Source organism: Streptomyces broussonetiae (assembly GCF_009796285.1).
GTDB lineage: Bacteria > Actinomycetota > Actinomycetes > Streptomycetales > Streptomycetaceae > Streptomyces > Streptomyces broussonetiae.
The window spans coordinates 6,650,248-6,663,693 of record NZ_CP047020.1; the positions used below are offsets into that span (position 1 = coordinate 6,650,248).

General features: G+C 70.5%; 15 protein-coding genes. 14 read left to right on the forward strand and 1 reads right to left on the reverse strand.

What is annotated here, in order from left to right; genetic code table 11:
* Positions 1-4: 4 nt before the first annotated feature.
* The 11 genes from lepB (GQF42_RS30795) to GQF42_RS30845 all read left to right on the forward strand — a co-directional run bounded on the left by lepB (GQF42_RS30795) (position 5) and on the right by GQF42_RS30845 (position 9,648).
* The gene (gene lepB / locus GQF42_RS30795; protein WP_158925275.1) at positions 5-700 is read left to right on the forward strand and encodes a signal peptidase I; all 696 of its coding nucleotides are present in this window, start codon (positions 5-7) and stop codon (positions 698-700) included.
* Positions 693-1,784 (forward strand): signal peptidase I, encoded by a 1,092-nt coding sequence (lepB, locus tag GQF42_RS30800; protein WP_158925277.1) that lies wholly within the window; start codon positions 693-695, stop codon positions 1,782-1,784. Before lepB (GQF42_RS30795) ends, lepB (GQF42_RS30800) begins: the two co-directional genes overlap by 8 nt.
* A complete protein-coding gene (gene lepB / locus GQF42_RS30805; RefSeq protein WP_158925279.1) occupies positions 1,672-2,685 on the forward strand; it encodes a signal peptidase I in 1,014 nt (337 codons plus the stop codon). Before lepB (GQF42_RS30800) ends, lepB (GQF42_RS30805) begins: the two co-directional genes overlap by 113 nt.
* A 172-nt stretch (positions 2,686-2,857) precedes the next feature.
* Entirely contained in the window at positions 2,858-3,643 is a 786-nt protein-coding gene (gene lepB, locus GQF42_RS30810; RefSeq protein WP_158925281.1) for a signal peptidase I, read from the forward strand.
* The gene (locus GQF42_RS30815; protein WP_158925283.1) at positions 3,633-4,157 is read left to right on the forward strand and encodes an NUDIX hydrolase; all 525 of its coding nucleotides are present in this window, start codon (positions 3,633-3,635) and stop codon (positions 4,155-4,157) included. The genes lepB (GQF42_RS30810) and GQF42_RS30815 overlap by 11 nt, the downstream gene beginning before the upstream one ends.
* Positions 4,158-4,213: 56 nt before the next feature.
* A complete protein-coding gene (locus GQF42_RS30820) occupies positions 4,214-4,522 on the forward strand; it encodes a DUF2469 domain-containing protein (RefSeq protein ID WP_003965949.1) in 309 nt (102 codons plus the stop codon).
* Positions 4,523-4,651: 129 nt separating this feature from the next.
* On the forward strand, positions 4,652-5,014 hold the full coding sequence (locus tag GQF42_RS30825; RefSeq protein ID WP_158925285.1) for a YraN family protein: 363 nt from the start codon (positions 4,652-4,654) through the stop codon (positions 5,012-5,014).
* On the forward strand, positions 5,015-6,640 hold the full coding sequence (locus GQF42_RS30830) for a YifB family Mg chelatase-like AAA ATPase (protein ID WP_158925287.1): 1,626 nt from the start codon (positions 5,015-5,017) through the stop codon (positions 6,638-6,640).
* Positions 6,637-7,797, forward strand: coding sequence for a DNA-processing protein DprA (dprA, locus tag GQF42_RS30835; RefSeq protein ID WP_158925289.1), 1,161 nt, complete (start codon positions 6,637-6,639; stop codon positions 7,795-7,797). The genes GQF42_RS30830 and dprA overlap by 4 nt, the downstream gene beginning before the upstream one ends.
* Positions 7,798-8,146: 349 nt before the next feature.
* Positions 8,147-8,989, forward strand: coding sequence for an RNA polymerase sigma factor WhiG (whiG, locus tag GQF42_RS30840; protein WP_158925291.1), 843 nt, complete (start codon positions 8,147-8,149; stop codon positions 8,987-8,989).
* A 101-nt stretch (positions 8,990-9,090) separates the two neighbouring features.
* Positions 9,091-9,648 carry a TetR/AcrR family transcriptional regulator gene (locus GQF42_RS30845; protein ID WP_158930777.1) on the forward strand — a complete coding sequence of 186 codons (558 nt, stop codon included), beginning with the start codon at positions 9,091-9,093 and terminating at the stop codon, positions 9,646-9,648.
* Between the two features lie 31 nt (positions 9,649-9,679).
* Here GQF42_RS30845 and GQF42_RS30850 read toward each other — a convergent pair whose 3' ends face one another.
* Complete coding sequence (locus tag GQF42_RS30850; protein WP_158930779.1) at positions 9,680-10,234, reverse strand: M23 family metallopeptidase; 555 nt, start codon at positions 10,232-10,234, stop codon at positions 9,680-9,682.
* Positions 10,235-10,545: 311 nt separating this feature from the next.
* On the opposite strand from GQF42_RS30850, the gene rpsB reads away from it, so the two are divergent.
* The 3 genes from rpsB (at position 10,546) to pyrH (ending at position 13,438) form a co-directional block, all read left to right on the forward strand.
* Positions 10,546-11,451: a 30S ribosomal protein S2 gene (gene rpsB / locus GQF42_RS30855; protein ID WP_158925293.1), complete on the forward strand. Its 906-nt coding sequence runs from the start codon at positions 10,546-10,548 to the stop codon at positions 11,449-11,451.
* A 175-nt stretch (positions 11,452-11,626) separates the two neighbouring features.
* Positions 11,627-12,463 carry a translation elongation factor Ts gene (tsf, locus tag GQF42_RS30860; RefSeq protein WP_158925295.1) on the forward strand — a complete coding sequence of 279 codons (837 nt, stop codon included), beginning with the start codon at positions 11,627-11,629 and terminating at the stop codon, positions 12,461-12,463.
* Positions 12,464-12,679: 216 nt separating this feature from the next.
* A complete protein-coding gene (gene pyrH / locus GQF42_RS30865; protein ID WP_158925297.1) occupies positions 12,680-13,438 on the forward strand; it encodes a UMP kinase in 759 nt (252 codons plus the stop codon).
* Positions 13,439-13,446: the final 8 nt, after the last annotated feature.

Below are 13,446 nucleotides of genomic sequence, written 5' to 3' on the forward strand. Positions count from 1 at the left end.
CCCGATGGACACCGAAGCACAGCCGACGGAACGCGACCGTACCTCCCACCCGGATTCCCGGGGGCCGGAGGGACGGTCGCGTTTCGCGTTGGTGTCGCGGATCACCGAGTGGCTGCCGGGCGGACGGATCACCCTCACCCTCTTCGTCTGCCTGGTGTTTTTGCTGCTCCTCAACGCTTTCGTGGTGCAACCGTTCCAGATTCCGAGCGGATCCATGGAACAGGGCTTGAGGATCGGGGACCGCGTTCTCGTAAATAAGTTGGCGTACCGTTTCGGTGCCCAGCCACGCCGCGGCGATGTGATCGTGTTCGACGGCACCGGGTATTTCGGAAACGCCGACTACGTCAAGCGGGTGGCCGGGGTGGGGGGCGACCATGTGGTCTGCTGCGACAAGAAGGGGAGGATCGAGGTGAACGGCCGCGTGGTGGACGAGTCGTCGTTCCTCTATCCCGGTGACACCGCATCCAGCGTGCCCTTCGACGTCGTCGTGCCGCCCGGCACCCTCTTCGTCCTCGGTGACCACCGCAGCGACTCCAGCGACTCCCGCGACCACCTCGGCTCGCCCGGCGGCGGCATGATCCCGGTCGGCGACGTGATCGGCCGCGCCGACTGGATCGTCTGGCCGTACGCCCACTGGACGCACCTGACGCGTCCTGACGCCTACGCGCGCGTGCCCGCCCCGGACGGTGCGCATGGGTAACCGCGGCAAACCGCGCGGGGTGTCCGGTGACCCCGCCGACAATCTGTTGCCCACCGGCGCGCGACGTACCTCCGCGCCCGGCGGCGGCCGCACGCGAGCGGAGCGGCGCAAACTCCAGCGCAAGGTCAAGCGCAAGCGCAGGCGTTCGGCCGTGCGGGAGATCCCCCTTCTGGTGGGTGTCGCCGTCCTCATCGCGCTGGTCCTGAAGACCTTCCTCCTCCAGGCCTTCGTGATCCCGTCCGGCTCCATGGAGCAGACGATCCGGATCGGCGACCGCGTCCTCGTCGACAAGTTCACCCCGTGGTTCGGCGCCAAGCCGCACCGCGGGGACGTCGTCGTCTTCCACGACCCGGGAGGCTGGCTGGCGGACGAGCAGACCACGAAGAAGAACGATCCCGTCGTCATCAAGCAGGCCAAGGAAGGTCTCACCTTCATCGGTCTGCTGCCCTCCGACAACGAGAAGGACCTGATCAAGCGGGTCATCGGGGTCGGCGGCGACCACGTCAAGTGCTGTGACGCGCAGGGCCGGGTCACCGTCAACGGGGTCCCTCTCACCGAGGGCGGCTACCTCTACCCGGGGAACGCGCCGTCCTCCACTCCCTTCGACATCACCGTCCCCAAGGGCCGGCTGTGGGTGATGGGCGACCACCGGGACAACTCCGCGGACTCCCGCGCCCACCAGAACACACCGTATGGCGGTACGGTCTCCGAGAATTCTGTCGTCGGCCGGGCCATGGTGATCGGCTGGCCGATCGGCCACTGGACTCGCCTTCAGGAACCTAAAACCTTTGCAAGCGTCTCCGGCTCCGTGTCGGGGACGACCGCCGCTACGCGGCTGTCGCATAGGGTTGCCTCCGAGAATCCGAACGGAATCACTCGGCTCCCGACCCCTGCGGAACTCCCGCTCGTTATGGGAGTGGTGGGCCTGCGCCGTATCACGGGCGGGCGGCGGCACAGAGTAAGGAGTTGGCGTGGGGGATGTGGCGGTTGGCGCACGGTCGGGACACGACGGCGAAGAGCACCGCGGGCACCCCGTGGAAGCGAACGCCCCCAGCCCGGACGGCGCCCTGACCTCAGGGAATGACCCAGTGGCAGGCGACGACGGCACGCCGGACGACGAGCAGCGGCCTTCGGCCGACGGCGCGGGTGAGGGCGAGAGCGCCCACCCGCCGAGGAAACCACGCTCCTTCTGGAAGGAGCTGCCGATCCTCATCGGTATCGCGCTGGTCCTGGCGCTGCTGATCAAGACGTTCCTGGTGCAGGCATTCTCGATTCCGTCCGACTCGATGCAGAACACCCTCCAGCAGGGTGACCGCGTTCTGGTCGACAAGCTCACGCCGTGGTTCGGCTCCAAGCCGGAGCGCGGCGAGGTGGTCGTCTTCCACGACCCCGACAACTGGCTGGCGGGCGAGCCGACGCCGAACCCGAACCCGGTGCAGAAGGTCCTCAGCTGGATCGGCCTGATGCCGTCGGCGGAGGAGAAGGACCTGATCAAGCGTGTGATCGGGGTCGGCGGCGACACGGTCGAGTGCAAGAACTCGGGCCCGCTGCTGGTCAACGGCCACGCCCTGAACGAGCCGTACGTCTACCCCGGCAACACCCCGTGCAGCGTGGACGACCAGGGCGGCCAGTTCAAGGTGACGGTCCCTCAGGGCTACATCTGGGTGATGGGTGACCACCGTCAGAACTCCCGCGACTCGCGCTACAACCAGACCGACAAGAACCACGGCATGGTTCCGGTCGACGACGTCGTGGGCCGCGCGATCGTCAAGGCCTGGCCGATCAACCGCTGGGGCACCCTGCCGGTCCCGGACACCTTCGACCAGCCCGGCATCTCCCAGCAGTCCACGGCGTCCGCCGCCCTGACGGTGGCTCCGCAGGGCGTGGCCATCGCGGCGGTGCTGCCGGTGGTGGTGTGGCGGCGCAGGCGCTCGGACCGGCTCGAGTCCAAGATCGAGCGGAAGTCGCCCGCGGGCAGCAGGTGACCGGCGAGGGCCCGGCGCTGCCCGACGACGGCTCGGCGAGCCGCCGGGCCTCGTACGGTGCCGACCTGGACGAGGCATACGGAACCTCTGAGTCCGGCGGCGGTGGGCCTTTGTCTGCGGGCCTGCGACAGGGGCTGCCCCCGCGCGGTACCGCCGGGTAGGGTGCGGGTCCATGAGCGGCGAGAGCACGACGCGTACGGCCCCGCGCAGCGGCGGGACAGGCACGGCACAGGCCGGCGGCAGCCGGCTCGGACAGCGGTTGTCCGGGGCGGCCGTCGCACTCGGTCTGGTGCTGTTCCTCGGCGGATTCGCCTGGGCGGCGGTGAGCTACCGGCCGTACACCGTGCCTACCAGCTCCATGACCCCCACGATCGACGCCGGCGACCGGGTCCTGGCGCAGCGCGTCCACGGCGACGACATACGCCGCGGTGACGTCGTCGTCTTCGAGGACAAGACGTGGGTCACCAACTCCAAGGTGGTCAAGCGGGTCGTCGCGGTCGGCGGCGACACCGTCTCCTGCTGCACGAACGGCAAGCTGACCGTCAACGGCAAGCAGATCGACGAGCCGTATCTGCCCAAGGGCAGCCTGGCCGAGATCACGAACTTCCCGACCGTGACCGTGCCCCAGGGCCGGCTCTTCCTCCTCGGCGACGAGCGCCAGGGCTCCTTGGACTCCACCGCCCACCTCACCGACGCGGCCAAGGGCACGGTCTCCCGCGACGCCGTCTCCGCGCGCGTGGACGCGGTCGTCTGGCCCTGGAAGGGCATGCTCAAGCGCCCCACCGGATTCGAGGCCCTCGGCGCCCTGTCCCAGCCCGGCCCGCTGGGCAGCATCGAGCTGCTCATCGGCGCCGGCGCCGTCCTGGTCCTGGGCGGCGGCGCCTACGGCCCGATCGCCAAGCGCACGGGCCGCTCCCGCGCGCGTACCGTCGCTCCGGAGGCGGCCGGTGCCCGCTGAGACCACGCGGACCGGCGAGGAGGCGTACGAGGGCGGGCTGCGCAAGGTGGCCCGGGTGGTCCTCCTCGACCCGGACGACCGCATCCTCCTGCTGCACGGCCATGAGCCGGAGGATCCGTCCGACGACTGGTGGTTCACCCCCGGCGGCGGGCTGGAGGGCGGCGAGACCCGCGCGGAGGCCGCGCTCAGGGAGCTGGCCGAGGAGACCGGCATCACCGACGTCGAACTCGGCCCGGTGCTGTGGCGGCGCACGTGCTCCTTTCCCTTCGCGGGCCGCCGCTGGGACCAGGACGAGTGGTACTACCTGGCCCGTACGACGCAGACGGCCACCGCGCCGGTCGCGCTGACGGAGCTGGAGCGGCGCAGTGTCGCAGGAGCGCGCTGGTGGACGTGCCAGGAACTGACCCGGGCACATGAGACGGTGTATCCGACCAGACTCGCCGAGCTGCTCCAGCGGCTGCTCGACGAAGGTCCCCCGGCCGGGCCCGAGACCCTCGACACGGAAATCGTCTGAGGGCTCCCGGGACTGGCGCACAATGGTGGGATCGCACGGCTGAAGGGGAACATGCCATGAGCGCCGAGGACCTCGAGAAGTACGAGACCGAGATGGAGCTGAAGCTCTACCGGGAGTACCGAGACGTCGTCGGTCTGTTCAAATACGTGATCGAGACCGAGCGGCGCTTCTACCTCACCAATGACTACGAGATGCAGGTGCACTCGGTCCAGGGCGAGGTGTTCTTCGAAGTGTCCATGGCCGATGCCTGGGTCTGGGACATGTACCGGCCGGCTCGCTTCGTCAAACAGGTTCGCGTACTGACATTCAAGGACGTGAACATCGAGGAGCTGAACAAGAGCGACCTGGAGCTTCCTGGCGGATGACAGCTGACGGCCGACGGCGCCAGGTTCACTCGAAAGAGTGATGAGGTTTTCCACAACCGCCGAGTAGCTCACCAAGATCAACAACATGATGCTGGATGCGTGACCGTTGGCGCCGGAGGTGGTGCCGACATGAACGCACGAGCAGCACTCGGCAAGTACGGCGAGGACCTGGCCGCCCGGCGGCTCGCCGCGGCCGGGATGACGATCCTGGAGCGGAACTGGCGCTGCGGACGGTCCGGCGAGATCGACATCGTGGCGCGGGACGGCGACGCGGTCGTCGTCTGCGAGGTCAAGACCCGCAGGGGCGGCGGCTACGAACACCCGATGGCCGCCGTGACCCCCGACAAGGCGGCGCGGCTGCGCGAGCTGGCCGCGCACTGGATCCAGGCCCACGGAGGCGCCCCACCGGGCGGCGTCCGCATCGACCTGATCGGCGTCCTGCTGCCCCGCCGTGGCGCCCCGTCCGTCGAGCACGCGCGGGGGGTGGCCTGAATGGGATTCGCCCGCACCTGCTCGGTCTCCCTGGTCGGCGTCGAGGGAGTGGTCGTCGAGGTCCAGGCCGACCTGGAACCCGGCGTCGCGGCCTTCACCCTGGTGGGCCTCCCGGACAAGAGCCTGACGGAGAGCAGGGACCGGGTCCGGGCGGCGGTGGTGAACTCGGGCGGCGAGTGGCCGCAGAAGAAGCTCACCGTCGGCCTCAGCCCGGCATCCGTGCCCAAAGCCGGCTCCGGCTTCGACCTGGCCGTCGCCTGCGCGGTGCTCGGCGCCGCCGAACGCATCGACCCGCGCGTCCTCGCCGACATCGTCATGATCGGGGAGCTGGGCCTGGACGGCCGGGTGCGACCGGTGCGCGGCATCCTGCCCGCGGTGCTGGCAGCGGCCGACGCGGGCTACGAGCAGGTGGTCGTACCCGAATGCGCCGCCGCGGAGGCCTCGTTGGTCCCCGGGGTGTCCGTACTCGGCGTCCGCAGCCTGCGCCAGCTCGTCGCGGTCCTCACCGAGGAGCCCGTTCCCGACGAGGAACCGGACGGCCAGGGCCGCCCGGACCCGCTCCTGGCCGGTCTGCGCATGCCCGGCGCCGGCGCGGCCACCGGCATCCACAGCGTCGGCGCCGCACAGCACGACCACGATCACGACCTGGCGGACGTCGTCGGCCAGACCTCGGCCCGTACGGCCCTGGAGGTGGCCGCGGCCGGCGGACACCATCTGTTCCTCGAGGGGCCGCCCGGCGCGGGCAAGACCATGCTCGCCGAACGGCTGCCCGCCGTTCTTCCCCGGCTCGCCAGAGAGGAGTCACTGGAGGTCACGGCCGTGCACTCGGTGGCCGGACTGCTGCCGCCGGGCAAGCCGCTCGTCGACGTCGCCCCCTACTGCGCCCCGCACCACTCGGCCACGATGCAGTCACTCGTCGGCGGCGGCCCCGGCATCGCCCGGCCCGGAGCGGTGTCCCTCGCCCATCGCGGCGTGCTCTTCCTGGACGAGGCGCCCGAGTTCCACAGCCAGACCCTCGACGCCCTGCGACAGCCCCTGGAGTCGGGGTACGTCGTGATCGCACGCAGCGCGGGCGTCGTCCGGTTCCCGGCTCGCTTCCTGATGGTGCTGGCGGCCAACCCCTGCCCCTGCGGGCGCTTCTCGCAGCGCGACTCCCTGTGCGAGTGCCCGCCGTCGCTCGTCCGCCGCTACCAGTCCCGGCTCTCCGGCCCGCTGTTGGACCGGGTGGACCTGCGCGTCGAGGTCGATCCCGTCACCCGGGCCCAGCTCACCGAGCCCGGTGCCCGGGGCGAGTCCACGGCGACCGTGGCCGGGCGGGTTCGGCAGGCCCGGGAGCGGGCGGCGGCCCGCCTTGCCGGGACCCCGTGGCGCACCAACGCCGAAGTGCCCGGCCGGGAGCTGCGCAGCCGCTACCAGGCGGCGCCCGGCGCGATGCACGAGGCCGAGCGCAACCTCGAGCGGGGTGTGCTCACCGTCCGCGGGATCGACCGGGTGCTGCGGGTCGCCTGGACGGTCGCCGACCTCGTCGGGCACGGCCGGCCGGACGCGACCGACGTCGCCCTGGCCCTGCAACTGCGTACCGGAGTCCCGCGCGGGGTGCCGATGGCGATCGGGGCGCCGGTATGACCGCGGACGGGGATCCGGGCGACGACCTGCTCGGGCGGGTCTTCCTCGCCCGGGTCGTCGAGCCGGGGGACGACGTCGGCGGTCGATGGGTGCGGGAGTTCGGGGTGGGGGAGGTGGTGCGGCGGTTGCGGGATGAGGGGGAGGCGTTGCCGGGGGTGAGCCGGGTGCGGTGGGCGGGGCTGGTCGCGCGGGCCGCGCGGGCCGAGCCCGAGCGCGATCTCGAGGCGGCCCAGGCGGTGGGTGCGCGGTTCGTGGGGCCCCGTGACGCGGAGTGGCCCCGGCAGCTCGATGACCTCGGGGATGCCCGGCCGCTCGGGCTGTGGGTGCGCGGGCGGCCGAGCCTGCGGATGTGGGCGCTGCGGTCCGTCGCCGTCGTGGGCGCGCGAGCCTGCACCGAGTACGGAACCCACGTGGCGGCCACCCTCGCCGGCGGGCTCGCGGAGCGGGGCTGGGTGGTGGTCTCGGGCGGGGCGTACGGGATCGACGGCGCCGCGCACCGTGGCGCTCTTGCCGCTCACGGAGCCACCGTCGCGGTGCTGGCCTGCGGCATCGACCGGTCCTACCCCCGGGGGCACACCGCGCTGATTGCCAGGATCGCGGAGCAGGGACTGGTGGTGGGCGAACTGCCGCCGGGTGACCATCCGACACCCAGCCGGTTCATCCTGCGCAACCGGGTCATCGCCGCGCTGACCCGTGGCACGGTCGTCGTGGAGGCCGCCGGCCGCAGCGGCTCCCTGTCCACCGCACGGACCGCACAGCGCCTCGGCCGTTTCGCGATGGGCGTGCCGGGCCCCGTCACCAGCGCCCTCTCCGCCGGGGTGCACGAGCTGCTGCGCGGCGAGGCCACCCTGGTCACCGATGCCGCGGAGGTGATCGAACTCGTCGGCGACATGGGTGAGCTGGCACCGCAGCGGCGCGGGCCCGTGCTCCCGCGCGATCTGCTGGACCCTGCCGTCCGGGCCGTGCTCGCCGCCCTGCCGGGCGCTCGAGCGGCCCCCGCCGACGAGATCGCGCTCGGCGCGGGCACCACGCGGGACGAGGCGATCGCGAGACTGTACGAACTCCGAGCACTTGGTTACGTCGAACGACACGGCGACGGCTGGAAGTTGACACGCCAGGCGGTGATGTCGGTCCGCGCCGGTCGCGACCCCTCCTGACCCAGGGTGTTCGGCCGTCCGGGGGAATCCCCGACGCCCTTGACGTTTCCCGGAGTTGGCGCCACCGGCCGGTCACCCGGAGTGAGCCGCGGAGCGTGTTCGCGGGGCCGGCCGGAGGGGCCCGCGCGCGGGTGGAGCCTCGCTGTTCGCACACCGCGACAGCCCAGTCACGCTACGCTCACGACAGCGCCCGCACAGATCGCGTCAACTGGACACCAGACCGACAGCTCACCCAGGCAGCCCATTCGCCCACCAAACCCTCCCATTCCACCTCTTCCCGCCTCTCCTCGTTTCACGGCGTTTCACAGCACTTCACGGCACTTCACGGCAGAACGGCACAAGGCGACGAATGCCCCAGCACACCTCCGGGTCCGACCGGGCGGCGATCCCCCCAGCCGCCCGCGACGGTGGCAGCATGCGGCCGCCCGCTCCCTCGACGCTCGACGAGCTGTGGCGGTCGTACAAGGCGACGGGGGACGACCGGCTGCGGGAGCAGCTGATCCTGCACTACTCGCCGCTCGTGAAATACGTCGCGGGCCGGGTGAGCGTCGGGCTGCCGCCCAATGTCGAGCAGGCCGACTTCGTCTCCTCCGGTGTCTTCGGGCTGATCGACGCGATCGAGAAGTTCGACATCGACCGGGAGATCAAGTTCGAGACGTACGCGATCACCCGGATCCGGGGCGCCATGATCGACGAACTGCGGGCGCTGGACTGGATCCCGCGGTCGGTGCGGCAGAAGGCACGGAACGTCGAGCGGGCCTACGCCACGCTGGAGGCACGGCTGCGGCGCACCCCGAGCGAGGGAGAGGTTGCCGCCGAACTGGGCATGGAGGTCGACGAACTGCATGCCGTGTTCAGCCAGCTGTCCCTGGCCAATGTGGTCGCCCTGGAGGAGTTGCTGCACGTCGGCGGCGAGGGCGGGGACCGGCTCAGCCTCATGGACACGCTGGAGGACACCGCCGCGGACAATCCGGTGGAGGTGGCCGAGGACCGCGAGCTGCGGCGCTTCCTGGCCCGGGCCATCAACACGCTGCCCGAGCGGGAGAAGACCGTGGTCACGCTGTACTACTACGAGGGGCTCACCCTCGCCGAGATCGGCAACGTACTCGGGGTCACCGAGAGCCGGGTCAGCCAGATCCACACCAAGTCGGTGCTCCAGCTGCGGGCCAAACTGGCGAGCTTCGGACGGTGAGGCGGGTGTCGTGCGGGTGACCTCGCGCGGTCGAGTGGCTCTCCCGTTCGTGTCGGCGCGTCCGTAAAGTGGTCGACGTGCCAAGGATTCGAGCGGCCTCCGTGGCCGAGCACCGGTCGATGCAGCGAGCCGCCCTGCTGGACGCGGCTCGGTCGTTGCTGTCCGAGGGCGGGACGGAGGCGCTGACCTTCCCGGCCCTCGCCGAGCGGACGGGGCTCGCGCGGTCGTCCGTGTACGAGTACTTCCGGTCGCGGGCCGCCGTGGTCGAGGAGCTGTGCGAGGTCGACTTTCCGCTGTGGGCGGCGGAGGTGGCCGCCGCGATGGAGCGGGAGGCGTCGGCCGAGGGCAAGGTCGAGGCGTATGTGCGCCGGCAGCTGGCGCTGGTCGGGGACCGGCGGCACCGGGCAGTGGTCGCCATCTCCGCGAGCGAGCTGGACGCAGGCGCGCGGGAGAAGATCCGGGCGGCGCACGGCGGGCTGGTCGCGATGATCGCCGAGGCGCTCGGGCAGATGGGGCACGAGCAGCCCCGGCTGGCGGCGATGCTGTTGCAGGGGGTCGTGGATGCAGCGGTGCGCAGGATCGAGCTGGGGGCGGCGGAAGACCCCGCTGTGGTGACCGATGCCGCGGTGGCCATGGTGCTGCGGGGCGTGCGGGGCTGAGCCCGGTACGGCTGTCCCGCAGCCGCGGCGGCTACTCCGGAAGCGGTACTCCCAGCACCGGCAGCAGTCTCGACGGCCCCCTCTCCAGCAGCCACGGCGGCAGCAGGTCCAAGGGGTTCAGGTAGGTGTCGCCCCGCAGCAGCCCCCAGTGGATGCACGTCGCCGGGCAGTGAGAGCCCGTCGCCTCGACCGCGCCCACCACGTCCCCCGCCCGCACCGCCTCGCCCTTCGTCACCGAGGGGGTCACCGGCTCGTACGTGGTCCGCAGGTCCGTGCCTGTCAGCTCCACCGAGACCGCACCCCGTCCCGCCACCCGCCCGGCGAAGGACACCCGGCCCGGGGCGACCGCCCGTACCGCGGAGCCGACCGGTGCGGCCAGGTCCACGCCCCGGTGCCCGGGGCCGTACGCCGTCGCCGGTGGCTCCCAGCCGCGTACCACCAGCGGGCGGACACCCACCGGCCAGGTGCGCGCGAGGGCCGGCACCGGGGCCCGAGGAGGCGGGGGCGGGGCCGGGGGAGGCGGGTCCGCCCAGGCCCATGCCGTCAACAGGAGTAACAGAGCCATCGTCAGGGGCAGCAGCACCATCACCGGACATACCGAGACACAACGCATCGCTCGTCGCATGCGGCAACCGTCCCGCACTGCCGAAGATCATGGCCGGAGTCTGTGGACCACTCGCCGGTTGTGGACAGCGGCGTCACCCGGTGCCTCGGCGGTCCCGTACACTTCTTCTGGCGATCCGGGTCACCGGGTCGACTTCGCACGCCCCGACATCGGGCCGTTCACCGGCCGGTGTCAGCGCTCCTCGGTCCTTTGCGGCACGGCGCACGCGGGCGTCAGGCGCGGAAGCCGTCCGGCATCCGCGGCACAACCGAGAAACTCAAGGAGATACGGCCATGGCCGTCGTCACGATGCGGGAGCTGCTGGAGAGCGGCGTCCACTTCGGTCACCAGACCCGTCGCTGGAACCCGAAGATGAAGCGCTTCATCTTCACCGAGCGCAACGGCATCTACATCATCGACCTGCTCCAGTCGCTGTCGTACATCGACCGCGCCTACGAGTTCGTCAAGGAGACCGTCGCCCACGGCGGCACGGTCATGTTCGTCGGCACGAAGAAGCAGGCGCAGGAGGCCATCGCCGAGCAGGCCACCCGCGTCGGCATGCCCTACGTCAACCAGCGCTGGCTGGGCGGCATGCTCACCAACTTCTCGACCGTCTACAAGCGTCTGCAGCGCCTCAAGGAGCTCGAGCAGATCGACTTCGAGGACGTCGCCGCGTCCGGTCTGACCAAGAAGGAGCTTCTCGTGCTCTCGCGCGAGAAGGCCAAGCTGGAGAAGACCCTCGGTGGTATCCGCGAGATGCAGAAGGTGCCGAGCGCCGTCTGGATCGTGGACACCAAGAAGGAGCACATCGCGGTCGGCGAGGCCCGGAAGCTCAACATCCCGGTCGTCGCCATCCTCGACACCAACTGCGACCCCGACGAGGTCGACTACAAGATCCCGGGCAACGACGACGCGATCCGCTCCGTCACCCTGCTCACCCGTGTGATCGCCGACGCCGTCGCCGAGGGCCTCATCTCCCGCTCTCGCGTCGCCACCGGTGACAAGGGTGAGAAGGCCGCGGGCGAGCCGCTCGCCGAGTGGGAGCGCGACCTGCTCGAGGGTGAGAAGAAGGCTGACGAGGCTCCGGCAGCCGAGGCTCCGGCTGACGAGGCTCCGGCTGCTGAGGCTCCGGTCGCCGAGGCGCCGGCTGCCGAGGCCGCTCCGGCCGAGGAGAAGCCCGCCGAGGGCGAGCAGGCCTGACTCAGGCGTTGACGGCGGGGGCGGTACTGGATCCAGCAGCGCCTCCGGCGCGGACAAGTCCGCCCCCGCTGTTCACCCGTAGGTCAGTACGCCGTATGCGGTCCGCGCCTATATGTGGAGCGCAAACCGTGCGGATCTGAAGATCTTCCAGACTTCGAGAAAGACTCACAGACTCATGGCGAACTACACCGCCGCCGACGTCAAGAAGCTCCGTGAGCTCACCGGCGCCGGCATGATGGACTGCAAGAAGGCGCTGGACGAGGCCGAGGGCAACGTCGACAAGGCCGTCGAGGCGCTGCGCATCAAGGGCCAGAAGGGCGTCGCCAAGCGTGAGGGCCGCTCCGCCGAGAACGGCGCCGTGGTCTCCATCATCGCCGACGACAACTCCTCCGGCGTCCTGGTCGAGCTCAAGTGCGAGACGGACTTCGTCGCCAAGGGCGAGAAGTTCCAGGCCGTGGCCAAGGCCATCGCCGAGCACGTCGCCAAGACGAGCCCGGCCGACATCGAGGCCCTGCTGGCCTCCGAGATCGAGGCCGGCAAGACCGTCCAGGCGTACGTGGACGAGGCCAACGCCAACCTCGGCGAGAAGATCGTCCTGGACCGCTTCGCGCAGTTCTCCGACGGCTTCGTGCTCGCCTACATGCACCGCACCATGCCCGACCTGCCCCCGCAGATCGGTGTCCTGGTCGAGCTGGACAAGCCGAACGCCGACGTCGCCAAGGGCATCGCCCAGCACATCGCCGCCTTCGCGCCCAAGTACCTCTCCAAGGAGGACGTGCCGGCCGAGGTCGTCGAGTCCGAGCGCCGCGTCGCCGAGGAGACCACCCGCGCCGAGGGCAAGCCCGAGGCCGCCCTGCCGAAGATCGTCGAGGGTCGCCTCAACGGCTTCTTCAAGGACGCCACGCTGCTCGGCCAGCCCTACGCGCTGGACAACAAGAAGTCGGTCCAGAAGGTCCTGGACGAGGCGGGTGTCACCCTGAAGCGCTTCACGCGCATCAAGGTCGGCATCTGAGTCCGTACCGCGATCGACTCACGGCCCACAGAGAAAACCGGGGAGAATTCCCGATAGGGTCGTAAGCAGTCGTCCGTGTACACCGCCACACCCCGGCGTGAGGCGGACGGCAGCAGATCTGACGAGGAGGCCATTGCCGCGCATGGGAGCGAAAAGCGACCCCACCGGCAATGGCCTTCTTCGTATGTGCAACACGTGAAAGAGGCGGGATCTCCCATGACCACCAAGGCCCAGAAGAGCGACGACGGCAAAGTACGCGGCCGGTTTCTGCTGAAGCTGTCCGGAGAGGCCTTCTCCGGCGGCGGCGGCCTGGGCGTGGACCCGGACGTGGTGCACAAGATCGCTCGCGAGATCGCCGCCGTCGTCCGGGACGGCGCGCAGGTCGCGGTTGTCATCGGCGGCGGCAACTTCTTCCGGGGCGCCGAACTCCAGCAGCGCGGCATGGACCGGGCACGCTCGGACTACATGGGCATGCTCGGCACCGTGATGAACTGCCTCGCCCTCCAGGACTTCCTGGAGAAGGAGGGCATCGACAGCCGGGTGCAGACCGCCATCACCATGGGCCAGGTCGCCGAGCCGTACATCCCGCTGCGCGCCGTGCGCCACCTGGAGAAGGGCCGTGTGGTCATCTTCGGTGCCGGTATGGGCATGCCGTACTTCTCCACCGACACCACCGCCGCCCAGCGCGCCCTGGAGATCGACGCCGAGGCGCTGCTCATGGGCAAGAACGGCGTGGACGGGGTCTACGACTCCGACCCGAAGACCAACCCGGACGCGGTCAAGTTCGACGCCCTCGGCTACGGCGAGGTCATCACCCGCGACCTCAAGGTCGCCGACGCCACCGCCGTCACGCTGTGCCGCGACAACAAGCTTCCGATCCTCGTGTTCGAGCTGCTCGCGGAGGGCAATATCGCTCGGGCCGTCAAGGGTGAGAAGATCGGCACGCTGGTCGGCGACCAGGGCAGCCGGGACTGACCCGGCAT

Coding starts and splice junctions, on each gene's coding strand:
- tsf (WP_158925295.1), top strand. CDS start 11,627: ATGGCGAACTACACCGCCGCCGACGTCAAGAAGCTCCGTGAGCTCACC.
- dprA (WP_158925289.1), top strand. CDS start 6,637: ATGACCGCGGACGGGGATCCGGGCGACGACCTGCTCGGGCGGGTCTTC.
- whiG (WP_158925291.1), top strand. CDS start 8,147: ATGCCCCAGCACACCTCCGGGTCCGACCGGGCGGCGATCCCCCCAGCC.
- GQF42_RS30825 (WP_158925285.1), top strand. CDS start 4,652: ATGAACGCACGAGCAGCACTCGGCAAGTACGGCGAGGACCTGGCCGCC.
- lepB (WP_158925277.1), top strand. CDS start 693: ATGGGTAACCGCGGCAAACCGCGCGGGGTGTCCGGTGACCCCGCCGAC.
- GQF42_RS30830 (WP_158925287.1), top strand. CDS start 5,015: ATGGGATTCGCCCGCACCTGCTCGGTCTCCCTGGTCGGCGTCGAGGGA.
- rpsB (WP_158925293.1), top strand. CDS start 10,546: ATGGCCGTCGTCACGATGCGGGAGCTGCTGGAGAGCGGCGTCCACTTC.
- lepB (WP_158925281.1), top strand. CDS start 2,858: ATGAGCGGCGAGAGCACGACGCGTACGGCCCCGCGCAGCGGCGGGACA.
- GQF42_RS30820 (WP_003965949.1), top strand. CDS start 4,214: ATGAGCGCCGAGGACCTCGAGAAGTACGAGACCGAGATGGAGCTGAAG.
- GQF42_RS30850 (WP_158930779.1), bottom strand. CDS start 10,234: ATGGTGCTGCTGCCCCTGACGATGGCTCTGTTACTCCTGTTGACGGCA.
- lepB (WP_158925275.1), top strand. CDS start 5: ATGGACACCGAAGCACAGCCGACGGAACGCGACCGTACCTCCCACCCG.
- pyrH (WP_158925297.1), top strand. CDS start 12,680: ATGACCACCAAGGCCCAGAAGAGCGACGACGGCAAAGTACGCGGCCGG.